Here is a 15,262-nt window from a genome sequence, read left to right on the forward strand (position 1 = left end):
TACGCAAAATACACGATTTTAATTGTGACATAACAAACTCCTTTTAATAAAATTAGAAGGAGTTTTTTTGAGCTTAGTAAATACAATAGAAAATAATAATCAATGAATATTTTTAAAGACTTAAAAGTTATAGAATTGGCAAGTGTTTTGGCTGCTCCTTCGGTTGGGCAATTTTTTGCTGAATGTGGAGCAACAGTTATAAAAATAGAAAATCCTTTGACTTCTGGAGATGTTACACGTTCTTGGAAACTTCCTTCTGAAAACTCTTCAAATAGCGTATCAGCTTATTTTTCGTCTATTAATTGGGGTAAAACATCACTTGCTCTCAATATTTATGATGATGAAGATAAAAAAAAATTATATCAAGAGATAAAAGATGCTGATATTGTTTTGGCGAGTTATAAAAAAGGAGATGCCGAAAAATTAGGAGTAGATTATCAAACACTCAAAAAAATTAATCCAACACTTATTTACGGACATATTACAGGGTATGGAATAGAAAGTTCTAAGGTAGGTTATGATGCGCTTATTCAAGCAGAGACAGGTTTTGTATTTATGAATGGTGAAAAACAAGAAGTAAATAAAGATACAACCACAACAAGACAAAAAATAGAAGGAACAAAAATGCCTGTTGCCTTAGTCGATATCTTGGCAGCACACCAACTCAAAGAAGGGTTGTTAGTGGCTCTTCTAAAAAGAGAACAAGAAGGAAAAAGTAATTTTGAAGGAAGTTATGTAACTGTTTCTCTTTACGAATCTGCACTTTCATCATTAGCCAACCAAGCTACAAATTGGCTCAATGCAGGTCATTCTCCTCAAAAAATGGGGAGTGAACACCCAAATATTTTTCCGTATGGAACAATTTTTCAGACCAAAACAGATAGTCTAATGTTGGTTGTAGGAAGTGATAAACAATTCTCTGTTTTGTGTGAAATATTAAATATTGATTCTATTTCAAAAGATGAACGTTTCAAAACGAATGCAAACCGAGTTAGAAATAGAGAGATGTTACGTCCTATTTTAGAAAAAGCATTTTTAGAGACAGAGAGTAAAGAAATTTTACATATTTTAGAACAAAACAATGTTCCTGCTGGAAGTGTAAATGATATTCCAAAGGCTTTTGAAAATGAAGCCGCTCAAAATCTACTTTTTGAAGATAAAGAAACAGGACTAAGAGGTGTAAAAAACTTTATTGCTCGTTTTGATAATCAAAATCATAATTTAGATTTGAGTGCACCACCCAAATTCGATTAAATATGTAGTTAGTTTTTATCCAATCTGTTTATATTTAATAGAATAAAATCTTTTTTTTTAGAAAAAAGTTAAACTATATCGCTTACTTTGTAAAAATATAGCTACGATTTGAGTTTTCTGTCATTGATTGTGCCAAAAATCACATAAAGTTTATTTTTATGAAAATAGAGTATCTTTTGGCAATAGTTTTTCGTAGCTTGCAACAATTTGTAATCCTATTTTAATTATGGTATAGTTCTATTTTTTATTGAATAGTAGAATTAGTAAAAGCCATTAATAAAACCTTTTCTTTCTGTTAGTTATATGAATTTTGCTCTGCCTCAAAAAGGCTATAAAACAATATTGTTATTCCTTACGATGCTCTCGTGGGTTCTATTGACTGCTTATGGTATGATAGAACAATATTTGTTAGTGCAAGGCTATCAAGAAATTCAGCAAAACCTACCTATTTGGATTAAAGGACTTTTGTTCAATACTTTTCTTCTGTGTGCATTTTTTACTATTCGCAGGATTGATGTTCAGAAAGATGACAACGAAGATTTTTATGGCTTTCTTTGGAAAGCATTTGGTTCAAGTATTGTTTCTGTTGCACTTTCTTTGATGCTAAATGTATTCATTAGTGTAGCATCCAACTATCTTTTGGAGCATACAATGCTTTATAACTTCATTTATCACGTAGATTTTGGGCTTTTTGTAGGCTTTTTACTGACAGCTTATCATAAATGGAAACACCTGATAACCTATCAGGCTAACAAATTTATGCGTACTTTGATGAAGAGTTTTGAATATACACTTTTCATAACCCTCTTCTTTCACTTTTTTGGCTTCCAATTTTTTTCTCCTTATTCTCAAATTATCCTGCTATTTTTGATATTGATGGCGTTTGTTTTGTCTGTCAATATTCGTTGGGTTGCCTATTTAGATTTTAATCAAAAGATTCGCTCTATTTTATTACTGTTGGTTATTCTAGGAGTTCAGATTTATTTTCTATTTGAATTTTTGCGTTATTATGATATTGCACAACTTCAAACGGAATCTCAACCTATTCGGAATTTAGTAATTGATTTACAAAAATCCGTTTTCTTTATGGCTACCTTTATTTTTACAGGAATATACTCGGTTACAAGCGCACTTCTTCTACTTTTCAATCTTCCTACTTCTTCGGTTTTTGAGAAAAAAATTGGAGAACTAGCTAGTTTTCAGAAACTTTCCGAATCTCTTTTAAGTGGAGATAATGAAAAAGAAGTTTATAAAGTTTTGTTAGAAAGTGCTATTCAAACACTTCATGCAGATGCTGCGTGGTTAGAAATATGGAACTCTCAACGAGATTTTATCACAAAAGACATTTCAAATAGTGAAGCCGTAAAACTCAAAAAAGTAATTTATGAAAGAGGATTAGATAGAAGTAAGCCTAGAAAATATTCAGCTATGCAGCTCTTTGAAAGAGAATATGAAGACCAAACTTATCAATCTGTTTTGTCTTTACCTTTGATTGCTAACAAAAGCTATTTGGGTTCGCTTGTTTTGCTAAAAGAAGTCGATAATGCTTTTGATAATGTAGTCATGACAACACTTACATCCTTTGTAACACAGGCAAGTTTGGCTATTTATAATTTTAGACTAATCACAACAGCAGTAGAAACACAACGTTATCAGAATGAATTAAAGATTGCTCATAGGGTACAGGAAAGTCTTTTACCTAATATTATTGATGTAGATAATCAGTTTGAAATTTGTGTAAAAGCGGGTTCTGCTGACGAAGTAGGTGGAGATTATTATGATTACTTTCAAGTTGCTCCCCATCGTTTTGCTGTTATTATTGCAGATGTGGCAGGAAATGGAACTTCGGCTGCCTTTTATATGGCACAAATGAAGGGTATTTTTCATAGTTTGGTGCGCTTAGATTTAAGTCCTGACTTATTTATGGAGTATGCCAACAATGCGCTTAGTTCGTGTTTAGAAGCTCGTCTTTTTATTACAGCTACTTATTTGATTATCGATACTGAAAAGCGTAAAATTTATTCTTCTCGTGCTGGTCATTGTCCAACTTTATATTATAATGCAAGAGAAGAAAAGTCTGACTTTTTAGAAGAAAAAGGAATTGGTCTGGGAATCATTCGAAATGGCACTTATGGAAAACATACCCAAGTTTCTATTTTTGATTATGAAGAAGGAGATATATTTTTTCTTTATACAGATGGAATAAATGAAGCTCGTCACCCAGTTTCAAAGGAAGAGTATGGGTATGATAGAATCAAAAACTTTGTAGAAGAAAATGCTCATTGTAGCGTTTCTCAAATAGCTGAATTAATTATTGATGATATTTATCAATTTATAGAAGGAGATGATTTGAGAGATGATTATACTGTTATGGTGATGCGTTTTGACTAAATACAATTATGAACGATTAATTTTTAGTGATTAATGAATACAAATAAGATATTTAAAGTATTTCAAGATTACTGTTGAACCAAAAACTGCCGTTGGTTTTAGGATAACAATAACAAAAAAAGGCTTTTAGTTCAATAAGAATTAAAAGCCTTTTTTGAATTGAATTACATTAATAATTAATTGTTAAAAATTAATCATTAAAAAACTATATATTTCCTTCTTTAGAACGACGAGCGATAAGTTGAACTACTTTCATAGCCATTTCCATATCTCCGTTTACTTTTACTTTTCCAGTCATATAAGCTGCCATTAAGTTCAAAGAACCATCAATCATCTTGTTAGCATTTTCTTCTGAAATCTTAACTGTACAATCTGCATCTTTGTCTTCATGAGAAACTACATTTGGAACTTGAGTAGCATCGACATAAACAACACCTTCGCCTTTAAGATCAAACTTAACTGATTTTCCTAGTCCACTATCTGTTCCGACTACTTTTTTTACACGCTCTGTGAAAGATTCTAAGCTCATAGTTTTATTTTACTTTTGGATGTGAGTAATTTAATAATGATTACGATTTTGAAATAATAAAATGAATATTCAGTGTAGTTAAATAATTCATTTATTATCTAATACAAAGTTATTTACTTCGGTATTTTTATACTGCAATTTAACACAAAAAACTCGGCTTGCAGCGTTTTTTATTAAGAATTAAACTAAAAAAATAGTAATTAGTTTTGAAGTTTTCTATATAAATCTGCGTGTGCTGGGTCAAGTTGAAGCAAAATTTCAGCAGCTTTGAGTTTTTCATCCTTTTCTGCGTTTGAAAAAAGCTGATAAAGTTCTTCTCCTTTTGCATCAAAGAGTGTTTGAATAAGCAAGGCATTTAATCGAATAGCACTTACTTCTTTCCACTTTTTCAATACTTCCATTGTTTTTTTACGAGCTTCTTCTGGTTTTTCTAGCATCACATCAAGCCCTAAACGATGATAATCATACAAACCTTTTCTCAAATCTATAAATTGAGGGCTGTTTAAGTTTTCTCCTAACCAATATCTTGAACGAATATCATTATTCTGCCATCCCGAATTTGCAACTCCTGTACTTTGTGCATTATTAATAATGTTTTGTGCTTTTTCGATATAGGGTGTTCCTCCCAAAGAAGAGAAAGAATCATAGTCTAATGCTAAAATAACATAAGAATAATAAGCCAACATCAAAGTCAGATTATTATTAGTGGAATTAGGAATATAAATTAAGGGTTCACTAGGTTTGTAAACGAAATCAAAGTTCTTATCAAAATAATTTAGAATTGGTGAAGTATAAACTGTTCCAAAAACAGGACGATTATATTGAATTTGAGCGTCTCCTGAATAAATTCCTTGAGAAAGGTCAGTATTTTTATCTAGCGTAATCAAGATATTACATTCTATACGCTCCCATTCTTCATAACGGTCTTCTGTCCATTGTGTCGTATTCATAAACTTTGTCAGAGCTTTGGTAAGTTGCCCCACAATTTGTTGATTTTGAGCTTCTACACGAGAATCATTAATAATTACATTACAACGAAACTCTTGTGCAAAAATTTGGCTTGAAAATGATACAAAGAGAAGACTAAAAACTAAAAAAATATATTTCTTCATTGATGATTATTTTTATAAAATTCAAAAAAACGCTATAAAGAATTTATAATTTTTCTTTATAGCGTTCAATTTACTAAAAACTTATGATTTGAGAATTATTTTTTATAAATACTGATTAATCAAACCTGCAATTACTTGACCTGAACTAGGACGAGGTGCATCTGGATTAACTACTTTTCCTGTTTTGTCTACTAACATATAACGAGGAATTCCTGAAATTCCATATTTGCTAGAAACAGCTTGATTTGCATCAGCAGCAGGATAAAAATGAACTCCTTTAATATCCATTTTATCAATTCCGTTTTTCCATTTATCTTCAGCTCTATCAAAAGAAACATATAAAAACACTACATCTTTTCCTTCAAACTGACTGTGTAGCTTCTGAGAGCTAGGCATTTCACCACGACAAGGAGGACACCAAGAAGCCCAAAAATCAACATAAATAACTTTTCCTTTATATTCTGCTAATACATCTTCAAACATCTTTATACTGCCATCAGCATTAGTTTGACCGACAAAGATTTTTTCAGGTTCTTTGTCTTCTGTTGTTGTGCTTGTATTAGTAGAAGTATTGGATGTATTTGAAAAGCGATTCTGAGTAGAAGCAGTAGCATTAGAATCATCTGTGGATGCACTAGCTTGTTTTTTTTCACTAGCACAAGAAGCTGCCGAAGCAATAAGAGCAATAAATAAGATGAATTTTTTCATAATAATTAAAATTAAGTGAGTTTGAATATTTTTTATAAAAATTGAAGTTGTATAATCTTTCCTTGAAATTTATTATTGATGTCGCTTGAAACATTAATAATAGAATAGCTTGAATTATTTCAGAATCAGAATAACAAAAATACTATTTTTTTTAGATTTTATTCCCTCTCAAAAACTCTTCAATTTTCATTCTTCGTTTTCCTTCAGGTTGTAATTCATTGATTTTGACATAACCATCTTGTGTCTTAACGTAAAGATAACTCTTTTGGTCTGTAAGTGGCTCTCCTATCAAAAGTTCATTTGTTTGCTCAAAATCAGCAATTTCTACATCAAAAACCTTATACATCTTATCATAAAGGGTCATTCTTGCAGCAGGATAAGGAGTAAGTCCACGTACAAAGTTTAGTATTTTTTCACTTTCCTTATTGAAGTTTATGAAGGTATCTTCTGTGAAAATTTTTGGCGCATGGGGTGTTTTTTCTTCCAAATTCTGTTTTTTGACAGCATAATCATTGTCTTGAATAGCTTTTACAGTTTTCAAAACAAGTTCTGCTCCTTTGTTTTTTAATCTTTCATAAAGCGTACCGACATTATCAGTATCATAAATTCTTTCTTCTTCTTGAAAAAGAATATCTCCAGTATCAATTTTATGTTGTAGGAAAAAAGTTGTTACTCCTGTTTTCTCTTCTCCATTAATAATTGCCCAATTGATAGGCGCAGCACCACGATAATTAGGCAATAGTGAAGCGTGAAGATTAAAAGTTCCTATTTCTGGCATTTGCCAAACCACTTCTGGAAGCATTCGGAAAGCAACCACAATTTGAAGATTTGCATTATAACTTTTCAGTTCTTCTAAAAAACTCTCGTCTTTTAGATTTGTCGGTTGCAGGATAGGCAAACCGTGTTTCAATGCTGCTTTTTTCACATCAGATTCATTTATTTTCTGACCTCTTCCTGCTTTTTTATTAGGTGCAGTAACGACAGCGACTACATTATAGCCATTTTCTACTAAGATATCTAAAGAGGAAACGGCAAATTCAGGCGTTCCCATAAAAATAATACGTAATTCGGGCATATTTTATTTTCTAAGCTGCTCATAAGCAAAAGAACAGCACTATTTTTTAATTTTCAATTTAAAACTAAGACAAATGTACAAAATTTATTGTACCCATTTCTTAAGATTTAAATTACTATTTTTCATCTCTTTTTTGCATTAATTTTATTCTTAATAATTTATCAAAAAGACTAAACTGCGTAGTGAGTAAAGCAAGTGCTTGAATGATATGCAAAATCAGTAAAACAACTACAATAAAAAGAGAAAAAATAGAATCTGTACTTATCCAAAATAAGAATCCACTCACTAAAAACATTGGTATCCAGTAAATTAGATTTCTTACAAAAAGTAATAGAAAGTGAGCTTTCTCATTTGAATTAGTAGTTATAAAATAAAGACCTAGCAACTTTTTACCACAACTACCATCACCTAAAATACAATCTCTAAATATGATATACAATAATCCTATTGCTAAAGAATAATTAAAAATAGTTTGTTGTTCAAATTTAAAATAAGGCAAAAAAAGATAAACTAAGCCTCCTAAAACACCAGCAATAAATAAATCTAACAAGAAAGCAAATGAACGGTCATCACTATTTGATTTTATATACACCGAATTATCAACTTTCTGAAAGAGTAAAGTAACTGCTGTTTTTGGAAAATCATTGAATGTTTTTCTTTGATTACAATGTTCTGAACCCATATATTCCCAACTCTCTTTCAAAAATGCCGATTTACATTCAGCACAAAAAATAATTTCATCTCCTAAAGAAAAATCATCTCCTGTAATTGGGTCTTGACGATTTTCTTGTAAAAAATGAGTTTGATTTTTAGTAAGGATTAGAGTATTTTTCATTTTTAATATAATTGATTCCCTTTTCTTAAACTCTGAAAGTAGGTTATTAGGTTACAATACTACTTACATTCAATCAAAAATAGTTTTTAAATAACTTAATAAGCAATAAGGTATTAATACTAATTTAGCCTACTGCTCACTTTTAAATATAGAAAACTAAGTCCAAAAACAACTAAGAAAAAGAGTATATTGTTATAATCATATAACCCAAGAAAAGTATAAATAAGTCCTCCAAGAACAATGAAGTAAAAGATTATTTTAGGCATTAATTCGGATATGGCATATATTTTTTTCTTTTTTAATTTGAGTATATTTTTTTTGTTTAATTCCAAGAAAGTAAAAACAGGAAAGTTTCTAAGCGTTTTGCTCTGATTACAATGCTTTTCATCCATAAACTCCCAACTCTCTTTTAAAAAAGCTGATTTACAAGAAGCACAAAACACAATTTCATCTCCTACAAAAAAATCATCTCCTGTAATTGGGTCTTGACGGTTTTCTTGTAAAAAATGAGTTTGATTTTCAGTAAGGATTAAAGTATTTTTCATGTATTAGCATTTTGTTATAAAAACAAATACGTAATTTATTTTTTCTTAGATACTCTACTTTTCTAAAAAAACTGACTTTTAGAAATTATATTTTTCAGCATTTAGAAAGAAATGCTAGTATATATTTTCTTACATAAAAATTAAACTACTTTAAATAAAATCTAACAAAATTAGCAACATAAATTGTTTTTCTAGTTTAATTTGCTATTTTTGTAAAGCACTATCTTTTATAAACTATTGGAACAATCTGCCGAAAATACTACGAATACTAACACTGAAAATAATATAAGTTCAAATCAAGAACAAAATATAACTAGCACTCAAAATTCTAAAAAAGCAGTTGAAAAAACAGTTTTTGATACAAAAATAGAATTTCTGAAAGGTGTTGGGGGTTTGCGTGCCGAAGTTTTACAAAAAGAACTCAATATCAGAACTTTTGGTGATTTGCTGATGCACTTACCTTTTCGTTATGAAGACCGTACACAATTTCAAAAAATCGGATTTATTTCGGAAGAAGATACAGCCGTTCAACTCAAAGGAAGACTACGAAATATTAATCTTTGGGGAGAAGGAAAAAAGAAGCGTTTAGAAGCCGTCTTGGAAGATTCATCAGGAGAAGTAAAACTGGTTTGGTTTCGTGGGGCAGGTTGGGTAGCCAAAAAGTTAAAAGACGGACAAGAATATATCGTTTATGGTCGTCCGAATATGTATGGTAGGAATTTTAGTATTGCACATCCAGAAATTGATTTGCATATTCCATTAGAAAAAGAAAAAAGTTATTTTCAGCCTGTCTATCACACAAGCGAAAAAATGAAGGCAAAAGGAATGGATAGCAGAGGGATTTCTAATCTCATGCAAACGCTTATTCGTCAGGTTCATAAAGAAATTGAGGAAACTTTGCCACCATCTATTATTGAAAAACAAGATTTATTAGATAGAAGAAGAGCCATTGTTCATATTCATTTTCCAAAGAATACAGAATGGTTAGAAATGGCAAGAAAACGCCTAAAATTTGAAGAATTATTTTTTATTCAACTTCAACTCTTACAGTTAAAACTTGTCAGAACAGATAAAAATCAAGGTTTAATTTTTGAAAAAACACCTACTTTAACCAAATTTTATAAAGAACATTTGCCTTTCGAACTCACTGGCGCACAAAAACGAGTAATCAAAGAAATTCATCAAGATGTACAGTCAGGCAGTCAGATGAACCGACTTTTACAAGGAGATGTAGGAAGTGGAAAAACAATTGTTTCTTTTTTGATTATGCTCATGGGAATTGATTATGAGGCGCAAAGCTGCTTAATGGCTCCTACCGAGATTTTAGCGCAACAGCATTATGAAGGATTAAAAGGATTTTGTGATTTGTTGGGACTTCGAATCGATATTCTGACAGGCTCAACACGTACAAAGGCAAGGCGTGAAATGTTGGCAGACCTAAAAGATGGAAAAATTCATATTATTGTCGGAACACACGCACTTTTAGAAGATAGAGTTCAGTTTCAGAAATTAGGAATTTGTGTAATTGATGAACAACACCGTTTTGGGGTGGCACAACGAGCTAAATTATGGCAAAAAAATGAAGGTTTTTTTCCTCATGTTTTGGTTATGACAGCAACGCCAATTCCTAGAACATTAGCCATGACTTTATATGGAGATTTAGATGTTTCGATAATTGATGAGCTGCCAGCAGGACGAAAACCTATCAAAACAGTTCATAAATTTGATGCTCATCGCTTGCGTGTTTTTGGTTTTATGCAAAGTCAGATTGATTTGGGAAGACAAATTTATTTGGTTTATCCATTGATTGAAGAATCAGAAACACTAGATTATAAAAATTTGGAAGATGGATATGAGAGTATTTGCAGAGCTTTTCCAAATGTTCCTGTCAGTATTTTGCATGGAAAAATGAAACCTAATGATAAGGATTTTGAAATGCAACGTTTTGCAAAAGGAGAAACCAAAATCTTGGTTGCCACAACAGTAATTGAAGTTGGAGTAAATGTTCCAAATGCTTCTGTTATGATTATCGAAAACTCTGAGCGTTTTGGTCTTTCACAGCTTCATCAGCTTCGTGGGCGTGTTGGACGTGGAAGTGAGCAATCCTATTGTATTTTGATGAGTGGCTATAAATTAAGTAAAGAAGGCAAAAAGAGACTTGAAGTAATGGTCAGAACAGTAAATGGTTTTGAAATTGCCGACGAAGATTTGAAATTGCGTGGTGCTGGAGATATTGCAGGAACACAACAAAGTGGCGCAGTAGATTTACGCATCGCAGACCTTGCACGAGATGGCGAAATTTTGAAAGTAGCTAGAGATGTAGCACAAGAACTTTTGAAAGAAGACCCAAAGTTAGAAAAAGAAGAAAATCTGCCTTTAGTAATTACTTTAGAAAAAATTCAAAAAGCACAGACTATTAATTGGAGTAGGATTTCTTAGGTTTTTACAAAAAACATTTTTTTTACAAATTATTCTGATGATTACAATTGATAAAATAGACTTCACAAAGCTAAAACCGTATGACGGAAAATCTACACAATGTTTTGAACATTTGTGTTATCAATTAGCTCAAAAAGAATTTGGACATCTTGGAACATTTACTCCAATAGATGGAAGTGGAGGAGATGGTGGGATAGAATTTTACTTAGAACTTAATAACGGTGATAAGTGGGGGTGGCAGTGTAAATTTTACGGAGATACGGGGCGACTTAATATTGCCTCTAGAGATAAAAGTATAGAAGATTCTTTTGAAACAGCAATCAGAAACCATAGTAATTTAACGAAGTGGATTCTATGTTTAAAGACAGATTTAACTGCAAACAGTTTATCCCAAAAAGGAAAGTTTAGTAAAGGGGAAGAATATTGGTTTCAAAATACATTATCAAAAAAGATTCCTTCAGGAAGGATAATCGCACTTGAACATTGGGGAGAATCTTTGTTTCTTACTTTTCTCAAAGATTCAAAACACATAGGAATTCGTAGTTTTTTTTTCGGAGAATTAGAGTTTAATGAAGAGTGGTTTAAAAATAAGTTTGCAGAAAATTTTGAGAAAGTAAAAGACAAATATGACTCTGATTTACATTCCATTGATAAATATACTCAATCTAAGATTGATTTCCTTTTGTTTGATACAAATTACACAAAACTAACAAATGAATTAAAAAAAGAACTCCTTGAAAAATCAAATGAAATTGAAAGAATATTGCATGATTTTCAAGATGAAAGAATGATTAACTCAAAAGAAAAAACAGAGAGAGAGAGTTATTTTTTGGCATGTCAAAATTTCAAACAGCATATTGCGTTTGTTGATAATAAAATTAATTTTATTGAATCTTGTTTTATCAATTGCAATCATGAACTTCTAAACAATTTTAAAATAGAAGAATTAAATGAGAATTTCTTTGACTATTACAACAAAATTGATTACAGAGTTTTTGATGAAAAATCAAGAGCATTTACTGACGCAGTAAGTATTTTAGACTTAATATCAGACTTTGGAGATATTTATAAGCGATTTTTTAGAAACTATTTTCATGAGCTACAAAGAGAAATTCATTTTATAGCAGATGCTGCAAAAGGAAAAACGCATATTTCCTGCGACATTGCTTTTAGACAAATAACGAACTCAAAACCAGCTATTTTTATTACAGGAGATAAATTTACTAATGAAACAAGTATTTCAGAAGCATTACGAAAAATTCTTGATATTCCACAAGAATTTACATTTGATGATTTTATACAAGCACTTGATATTTATGGTTCAATTCTAAATACACAAATACCAATAGTAATAGATGGTTTAAATGAAACTATTTCAAATCGTTTATTTTCTCCTATATGGGAAAATCATATATCTGCATTTATATCAAAAATTGTACTAACCAACAATCTTGTAGTAGTAACCACTTGTAGAGAGTCTTATACTAAGAGGGTTTGGGGTAATTCATCAAAAAATAAATTTCACTACCTACATGGTTTTGAAGATTACGAAACAATTCATGAAGCTGTAAAAAAATACTTTACTAAATACAAGTTAGAGGCTGATTTATCTTTTGCTTCACTTGAAAAATTTAGAGATCCGATATTCTTGAAAATATTTTGTGAAATAAAAAATCCTAACTGGAAAACCTCTGGTGAAATTGCTGTTAATCTTGAAGAGGAATCATCATACGATGTGTTCAAAGAGTATTTAAATCAAGTAAACAAAAGAGTAACTAATAGCAATCCTATTTTAAAGAATAACGAACAATTTGTAGCAGAATCACTTAAAAAATTATCGTCTTATTTATGGAAAAATAATTTACGAGAAATACCAATCAATGATTTCTATAATTTAATTGATGGCAATTCCAATTACGAAAAAGACAAATCAAAGGCAGATATTTTGATTAATGAAGGTTTAGTTATAACTCGTGATATGAGGAGTAAAAGCGAATATGTAAGCTTTACTTATGATATTCTAGCTGGATTTGTAATTGGAGAAAGTTTAATTGAAAACAATTCTAACATTTCATATTTTTTAAGTAAAAAGTTTATTCGTAAGACTATTTATAATAATGAACAACACCCCTTATTTGAAGATATTATTTCTGCTTTATGTCTGCTATTACCACAGATTAAACAAATATCATTTCATGAGTTGATTAAAGTAAACAAATTATCAATATTAACACGCCACAAATTATTTAAGTATTTACCAAAATTTATTTCGAATAAATTTTCTGAGCGAATTAGATTTTTAGACTACACATTTAGGAAGTCTATTCAATCACTTTTTATATTACCTGCTAGTGCTTTAAAAGAAAGCGATGTTGATTTAGTTACTGAACTTTTTTTCAAAACAAATCAAAATAAAGAAATATTTTTTAATCTTTTCTTTAAAACGTTAAGCGATGTAAAACACCCTTTAAATGCTTTTTTCTTTTCCCAACTTTTATCATCTTTAAAGATGCATGAACGAGATATTTCATGGACTGAATATATAAGAAAGGAAAGTCATGAACTAGAGAAGTATATTTCTGAATTTGAAACACAATGTCGTTCTACTAAAACTGAATCAGAAGTAGTTTCTGAAAAGCAACATGTTATCTCAACAATCATAGTTTTCTTTCTTACAAGTACAAACAGAACTTTGAGAGATAAAACTACAAAAGCTCTTTACCATTATGGAAGAAAATTTCCAAAAAACTTCCTGTCTTTAGTTTGTGATTCTCTAAAACTTAATGACCCTTATATATGGGAACGAACATTAGCAGCTTTGTATGGTGTAGTATTAGCAATGCACAACTCGCTACAATCTAATGATTTTAAAAACATTACTCTTCCTGAAATTGGTAGAAGTATTTATGATTTGATATTTAAAGAAGATGCTGCTCACTCTACTACGCATATTTTGGCACGAGATTATGCTAGAAGAGTTATAGAAATTAGTTTGATATATTATCCAAATTTACTTTCTAAAGACGAAGTAAAAAATATACAGCCACCTTACTCATTTGGAGGAATTAGAGATTTAGGTGAGTACGATTATGGAGATAAAGAATATCACTATTCTGGCCCCATGCGTATGGATTTTAGCAATTATACGATAAGTAGATTAGTTGCAAATGGTCACTCATATTCAAATCCTCCAGAGAAAGTCAAAGTTAGAAGACAGATTTACTGGCGAATTTATAATCTAGGTTGGAATGAAATACTATTTAAAGATGTAGAGAAAGCACTTGAAGATGGTAGCTATTATAATGGTATAGGAGCAGAACGTTATGGAAAAAAATATTCTTGGATTGCTTATTATGAAAACGCAGGGTTGAGAAATGATTTAGATTTACTAGGTAGGTATTATGATGAATTTAGAATATCTGATGCAGATATCGACAGCAGCTTTCCCAAAAAGCCGAAAAATGAAATATTTGTAGAAAGCGACTTATTAGGGAATAGAACAACAACTTTAATTGATTGGTATGAAAACGGAGGATTGCCTTTTATTGAAGAATACTTGTCTGTACAAAATCTAAAAGAAAATGATGGCGACTGGGTTTGTTTGGATTCCTTTATCGTCCAAGAAGATATTTCACTAGGAAGAAATCTTTTTGTTTTTACTCGTGGATTTATAGTGCAAGAAGATGATTATTTAGAAATATGTAACCTATTAACAAACCAAAGCATGGAGGAAAGATGGTTACCTGAAAAAAAAGAAAACTATTACACTTTCGCTGGAGAGTTATATTATTGCAAAGAATCAACTCACGATAATTATACAATTTTGGAGTTTGAAACTGACAAAAAAACAGTAAAAATAAAAAAAGGGGAATCAGGTTATTATCCCTCTATACATTATGACCTAAATGAGGATAATTTAGAATTAAGGGAAGAGTTTCCAGATGAAATTGAAACAGAGGTATCAGACATCAAAGAGTTTGAAGTTTTGATGCCAGCAATGGAATACAATTGGGAAAGTCATCATAGTTCAACTAACAATGCAGGTCATACTACTGTTGTAGGCAAAGAAGTTGCAAATCATTTAGACTTGTTAAATCAACCTCAAACATTTGACTTACTTGATGAACATGGAAAACTTGCTTCTATGAATATTCACTATGAAAAGAATTATAACAATAATCACAATTTTGTTTATATACGAAAAGATTTATTTGATAAATATCTTTCAGACACAAATTCAAAGTTTGTTTGGGTTATGTGGGGAGAAAGAGATGTAAGGTTTAAAACAGAAGAAGAAAAAGAAGAGTTTTTTAAAACAAATCCTTTTAAAAGACATCAAGTATTTCAGAAAATTATTGAATATAAGTAAATAAC

At 30.6% G+C, this 15,262-nt stretch carries 10 protein-coding genes; 4 read left to right on the forward strand and 6 right to left on the reverse strand.

Annotation, left to right across the window (positions count from 1 at the left end; translation table 11 throughout):
- Positions 1-102: 102 nt before the first annotated feature.
- A complete protein-coding gene (locus V9L04_RS20625) occupies positions 103-1,254 on the forward strand; it encodes a CaiB/BaiF CoA-transferase family protein (RefSeq protein ID WP_338791825.1) in 1,152 nt (383 codons plus the stop codon).
- Between the two features lie 303 nt (positions 1,255-1,557).
- Positions 1,558-3,645 carry a PP2C family protein-serine/threonine phosphatase gene (locus tag V9L04_RS20630; RefSeq protein WP_338791826.1) on the forward strand — a complete coding sequence of 696 codons (2,088 nt, stop codon included), beginning with the start codon at positions 1,558-1,560 and terminating at the stop codon, positions 3,643-3,645.
- A 205-nt stretch (positions 3,646-3,850) separates the two neighbouring features.
- On the opposite strand, the gene V9L04_RS20635 is transcribed toward V9L04_RS20630, so the two are convergent.
- The 6 genes from V9L04_RS20635 to V9L04_RS20660 form a co-directional block, all read right to left on the reverse strand.
- On the reverse strand, positions 3,851-4,174 hold the full coding sequence (locus V9L04_RS20635) for an SCP2 sterol-binding domain-containing protein (protein ID WP_338791827.1): 324 nt from the start codon (positions 4,172-4,174) through the stop codon (positions 3,851-3,853).
- Between the two features lie 200 nt (positions 4,175-4,374).
- Positions 4,375-5,286: a DUF4835 family protein gene (locus tag V9L04_RS20640; RefSeq protein ID WP_338791828.1), complete on the reverse strand. Its 912-nt coding sequence runs from the start codon at positions 5,284-5,286 to the stop codon at positions 4,375-4,377.
- Between the two features lie 102 nt (positions 5,287-5,388).
- Positions 5,389-5,994 carry a TlpA disulfide reductase family protein gene (locus V9L04_RS20645; protein WP_338791829.1) on the reverse strand — a complete coding sequence of 202 codons (606 nt, stop codon included), beginning with the start codon at positions 5,992-5,994 and terminating at the stop codon, positions 5,389-5,391.
- A 151-nt stretch (positions 5,995-6,145) separates the two neighbouring features.
- Positions 6,146-7,069, reverse strand: coding sequence for a methionyl-tRNA formyltransferase (gene fmt / locus V9L04_RS20650; protein WP_338791830.1), 924 nt, complete (start codon positions 7,067-7,069; stop codon positions 6,146-6,148).
- Positions 7,070-7,184: 115 nt separating this feature from the next.
- Positions 7,185-7,904, reverse strand: a complete 720-nt coding sequence (locus tag V9L04_RS20655; protein WP_338791831.1) for an RDD family protein — start codon at positions 7,902-7,904, stop codon at positions 7,185-7,187.
- 119 nt (positions 7,905-8,023) lie between these two features.
- Entirely contained in the window at positions 8,024-8,449 is a 426-nt protein-coding gene (locus V9L04_RS20660) for a hypothetical protein (RefSeq protein WP_338791832.1), read from the reverse strand.
- 237 nt (positions 8,450-8,686) lie between these two features.
- Here V9L04_RS20660 and recG point away from each other — a divergent pair, with 237 nt between their 5' ends.
- Positions 8,687-10,888 carry an ATP-dependent DNA helicase RecG gene (gene recG / locus V9L04_RS20665; RefSeq protein ID WP_338791833.1) on the forward strand — a complete coding sequence of 734 codons (2,202 nt, stop codon included), beginning with the start codon at positions 8,687-8,689 and terminating at the stop codon, positions 10,886-10,888.
- A 37-nt stretch (positions 10,889-10,925) separates the two neighbouring features.
- Complete coding sequence (locus V9L04_RS20670; protein WP_338791834.1) at positions 10,926-15,257, forward strand: hypothetical protein; 4,332 nt, start codon at positions 10,926-10,928, stop codon at positions 15,255-15,257.
- Positions 15,258-15,262: the final 5 nt, after the last annotated feature.

Origin of the sequence: Bernardetia sp. MNP-M8, from assembly GCF_037126285.1 — a bacterium.
Classification (GTDB): Bacteria; Bacteroidota; Bacteroidia; order Cytophagales; family Bernardetiaceae; genus Bernardetia.

What these genes read in the sequence shown, in the direction of transcription:
- V9L04_RS20625 (WP_338791825.1), top strand. Translation starts at nt 103, where the DNA reads ATGAATATTTTTAAAGACTTAAAAGTTATAGAATTGGCAAGTGTTTTG.
- V9L04_RS20630 (WP_338791826.1), top strand. Translation starts at nt 1,558, where the DNA reads ATGAATTTTGCTCTGCCTCAAAAAGGCTATAAAACAATATTGTTATTC.
- V9L04_RS20635 (WP_338791827.1), bottom strand. Translation starts at nt 4,174, where the DNA reads ATGAGCTTAGAATCTTTCACAGAGCGTGTAAAAAAAGTAGTCGGAACA.
- V9L04_RS20640 (WP_338791828.1), bottom strand. Translation starts at nt 5,286, where the DNA reads ATGAAGAAATATATTTTTTTAGTTTTTAGTCTTCTCTTTGTATCATTT.
- V9L04_RS20645 (WP_338791829.1), bottom strand. Translation starts at nt 5,994, where the DNA reads ATGAAAAAATTCATCTTATTTATTGCTCTTATTGCTTCGGCAGCTTCT.
- fmt (WP_338791830.1), bottom strand. Translation starts at nt 7,069, where the DNA reads ATGCCCGAATTACGTATTATTTTTATGGGAACGCCTGAATTTGCCGTT.
- V9L04_RS20655 (WP_338791831.1), bottom strand. Translation starts at nt 7,904, where the DNA reads ATGAAAAATACTCTAATCCTTACTAAAAATCAAACTCATTTTTTACAA.
- V9L04_RS20660 (WP_338791832.1), bottom strand. Translation starts at nt 8,449, where the DNA reads ATGAAAAATACTTTAATCCTTACTGAAAATCAAACTCATTTTTTACAA.
- V9L04_RS20670 (WP_338791834.1), top strand. Translation starts at nt 10,926, where the DNA reads ATGATTACAATTGATAAAATAGACTTCACAAAGCTAAAACCGTATGAC.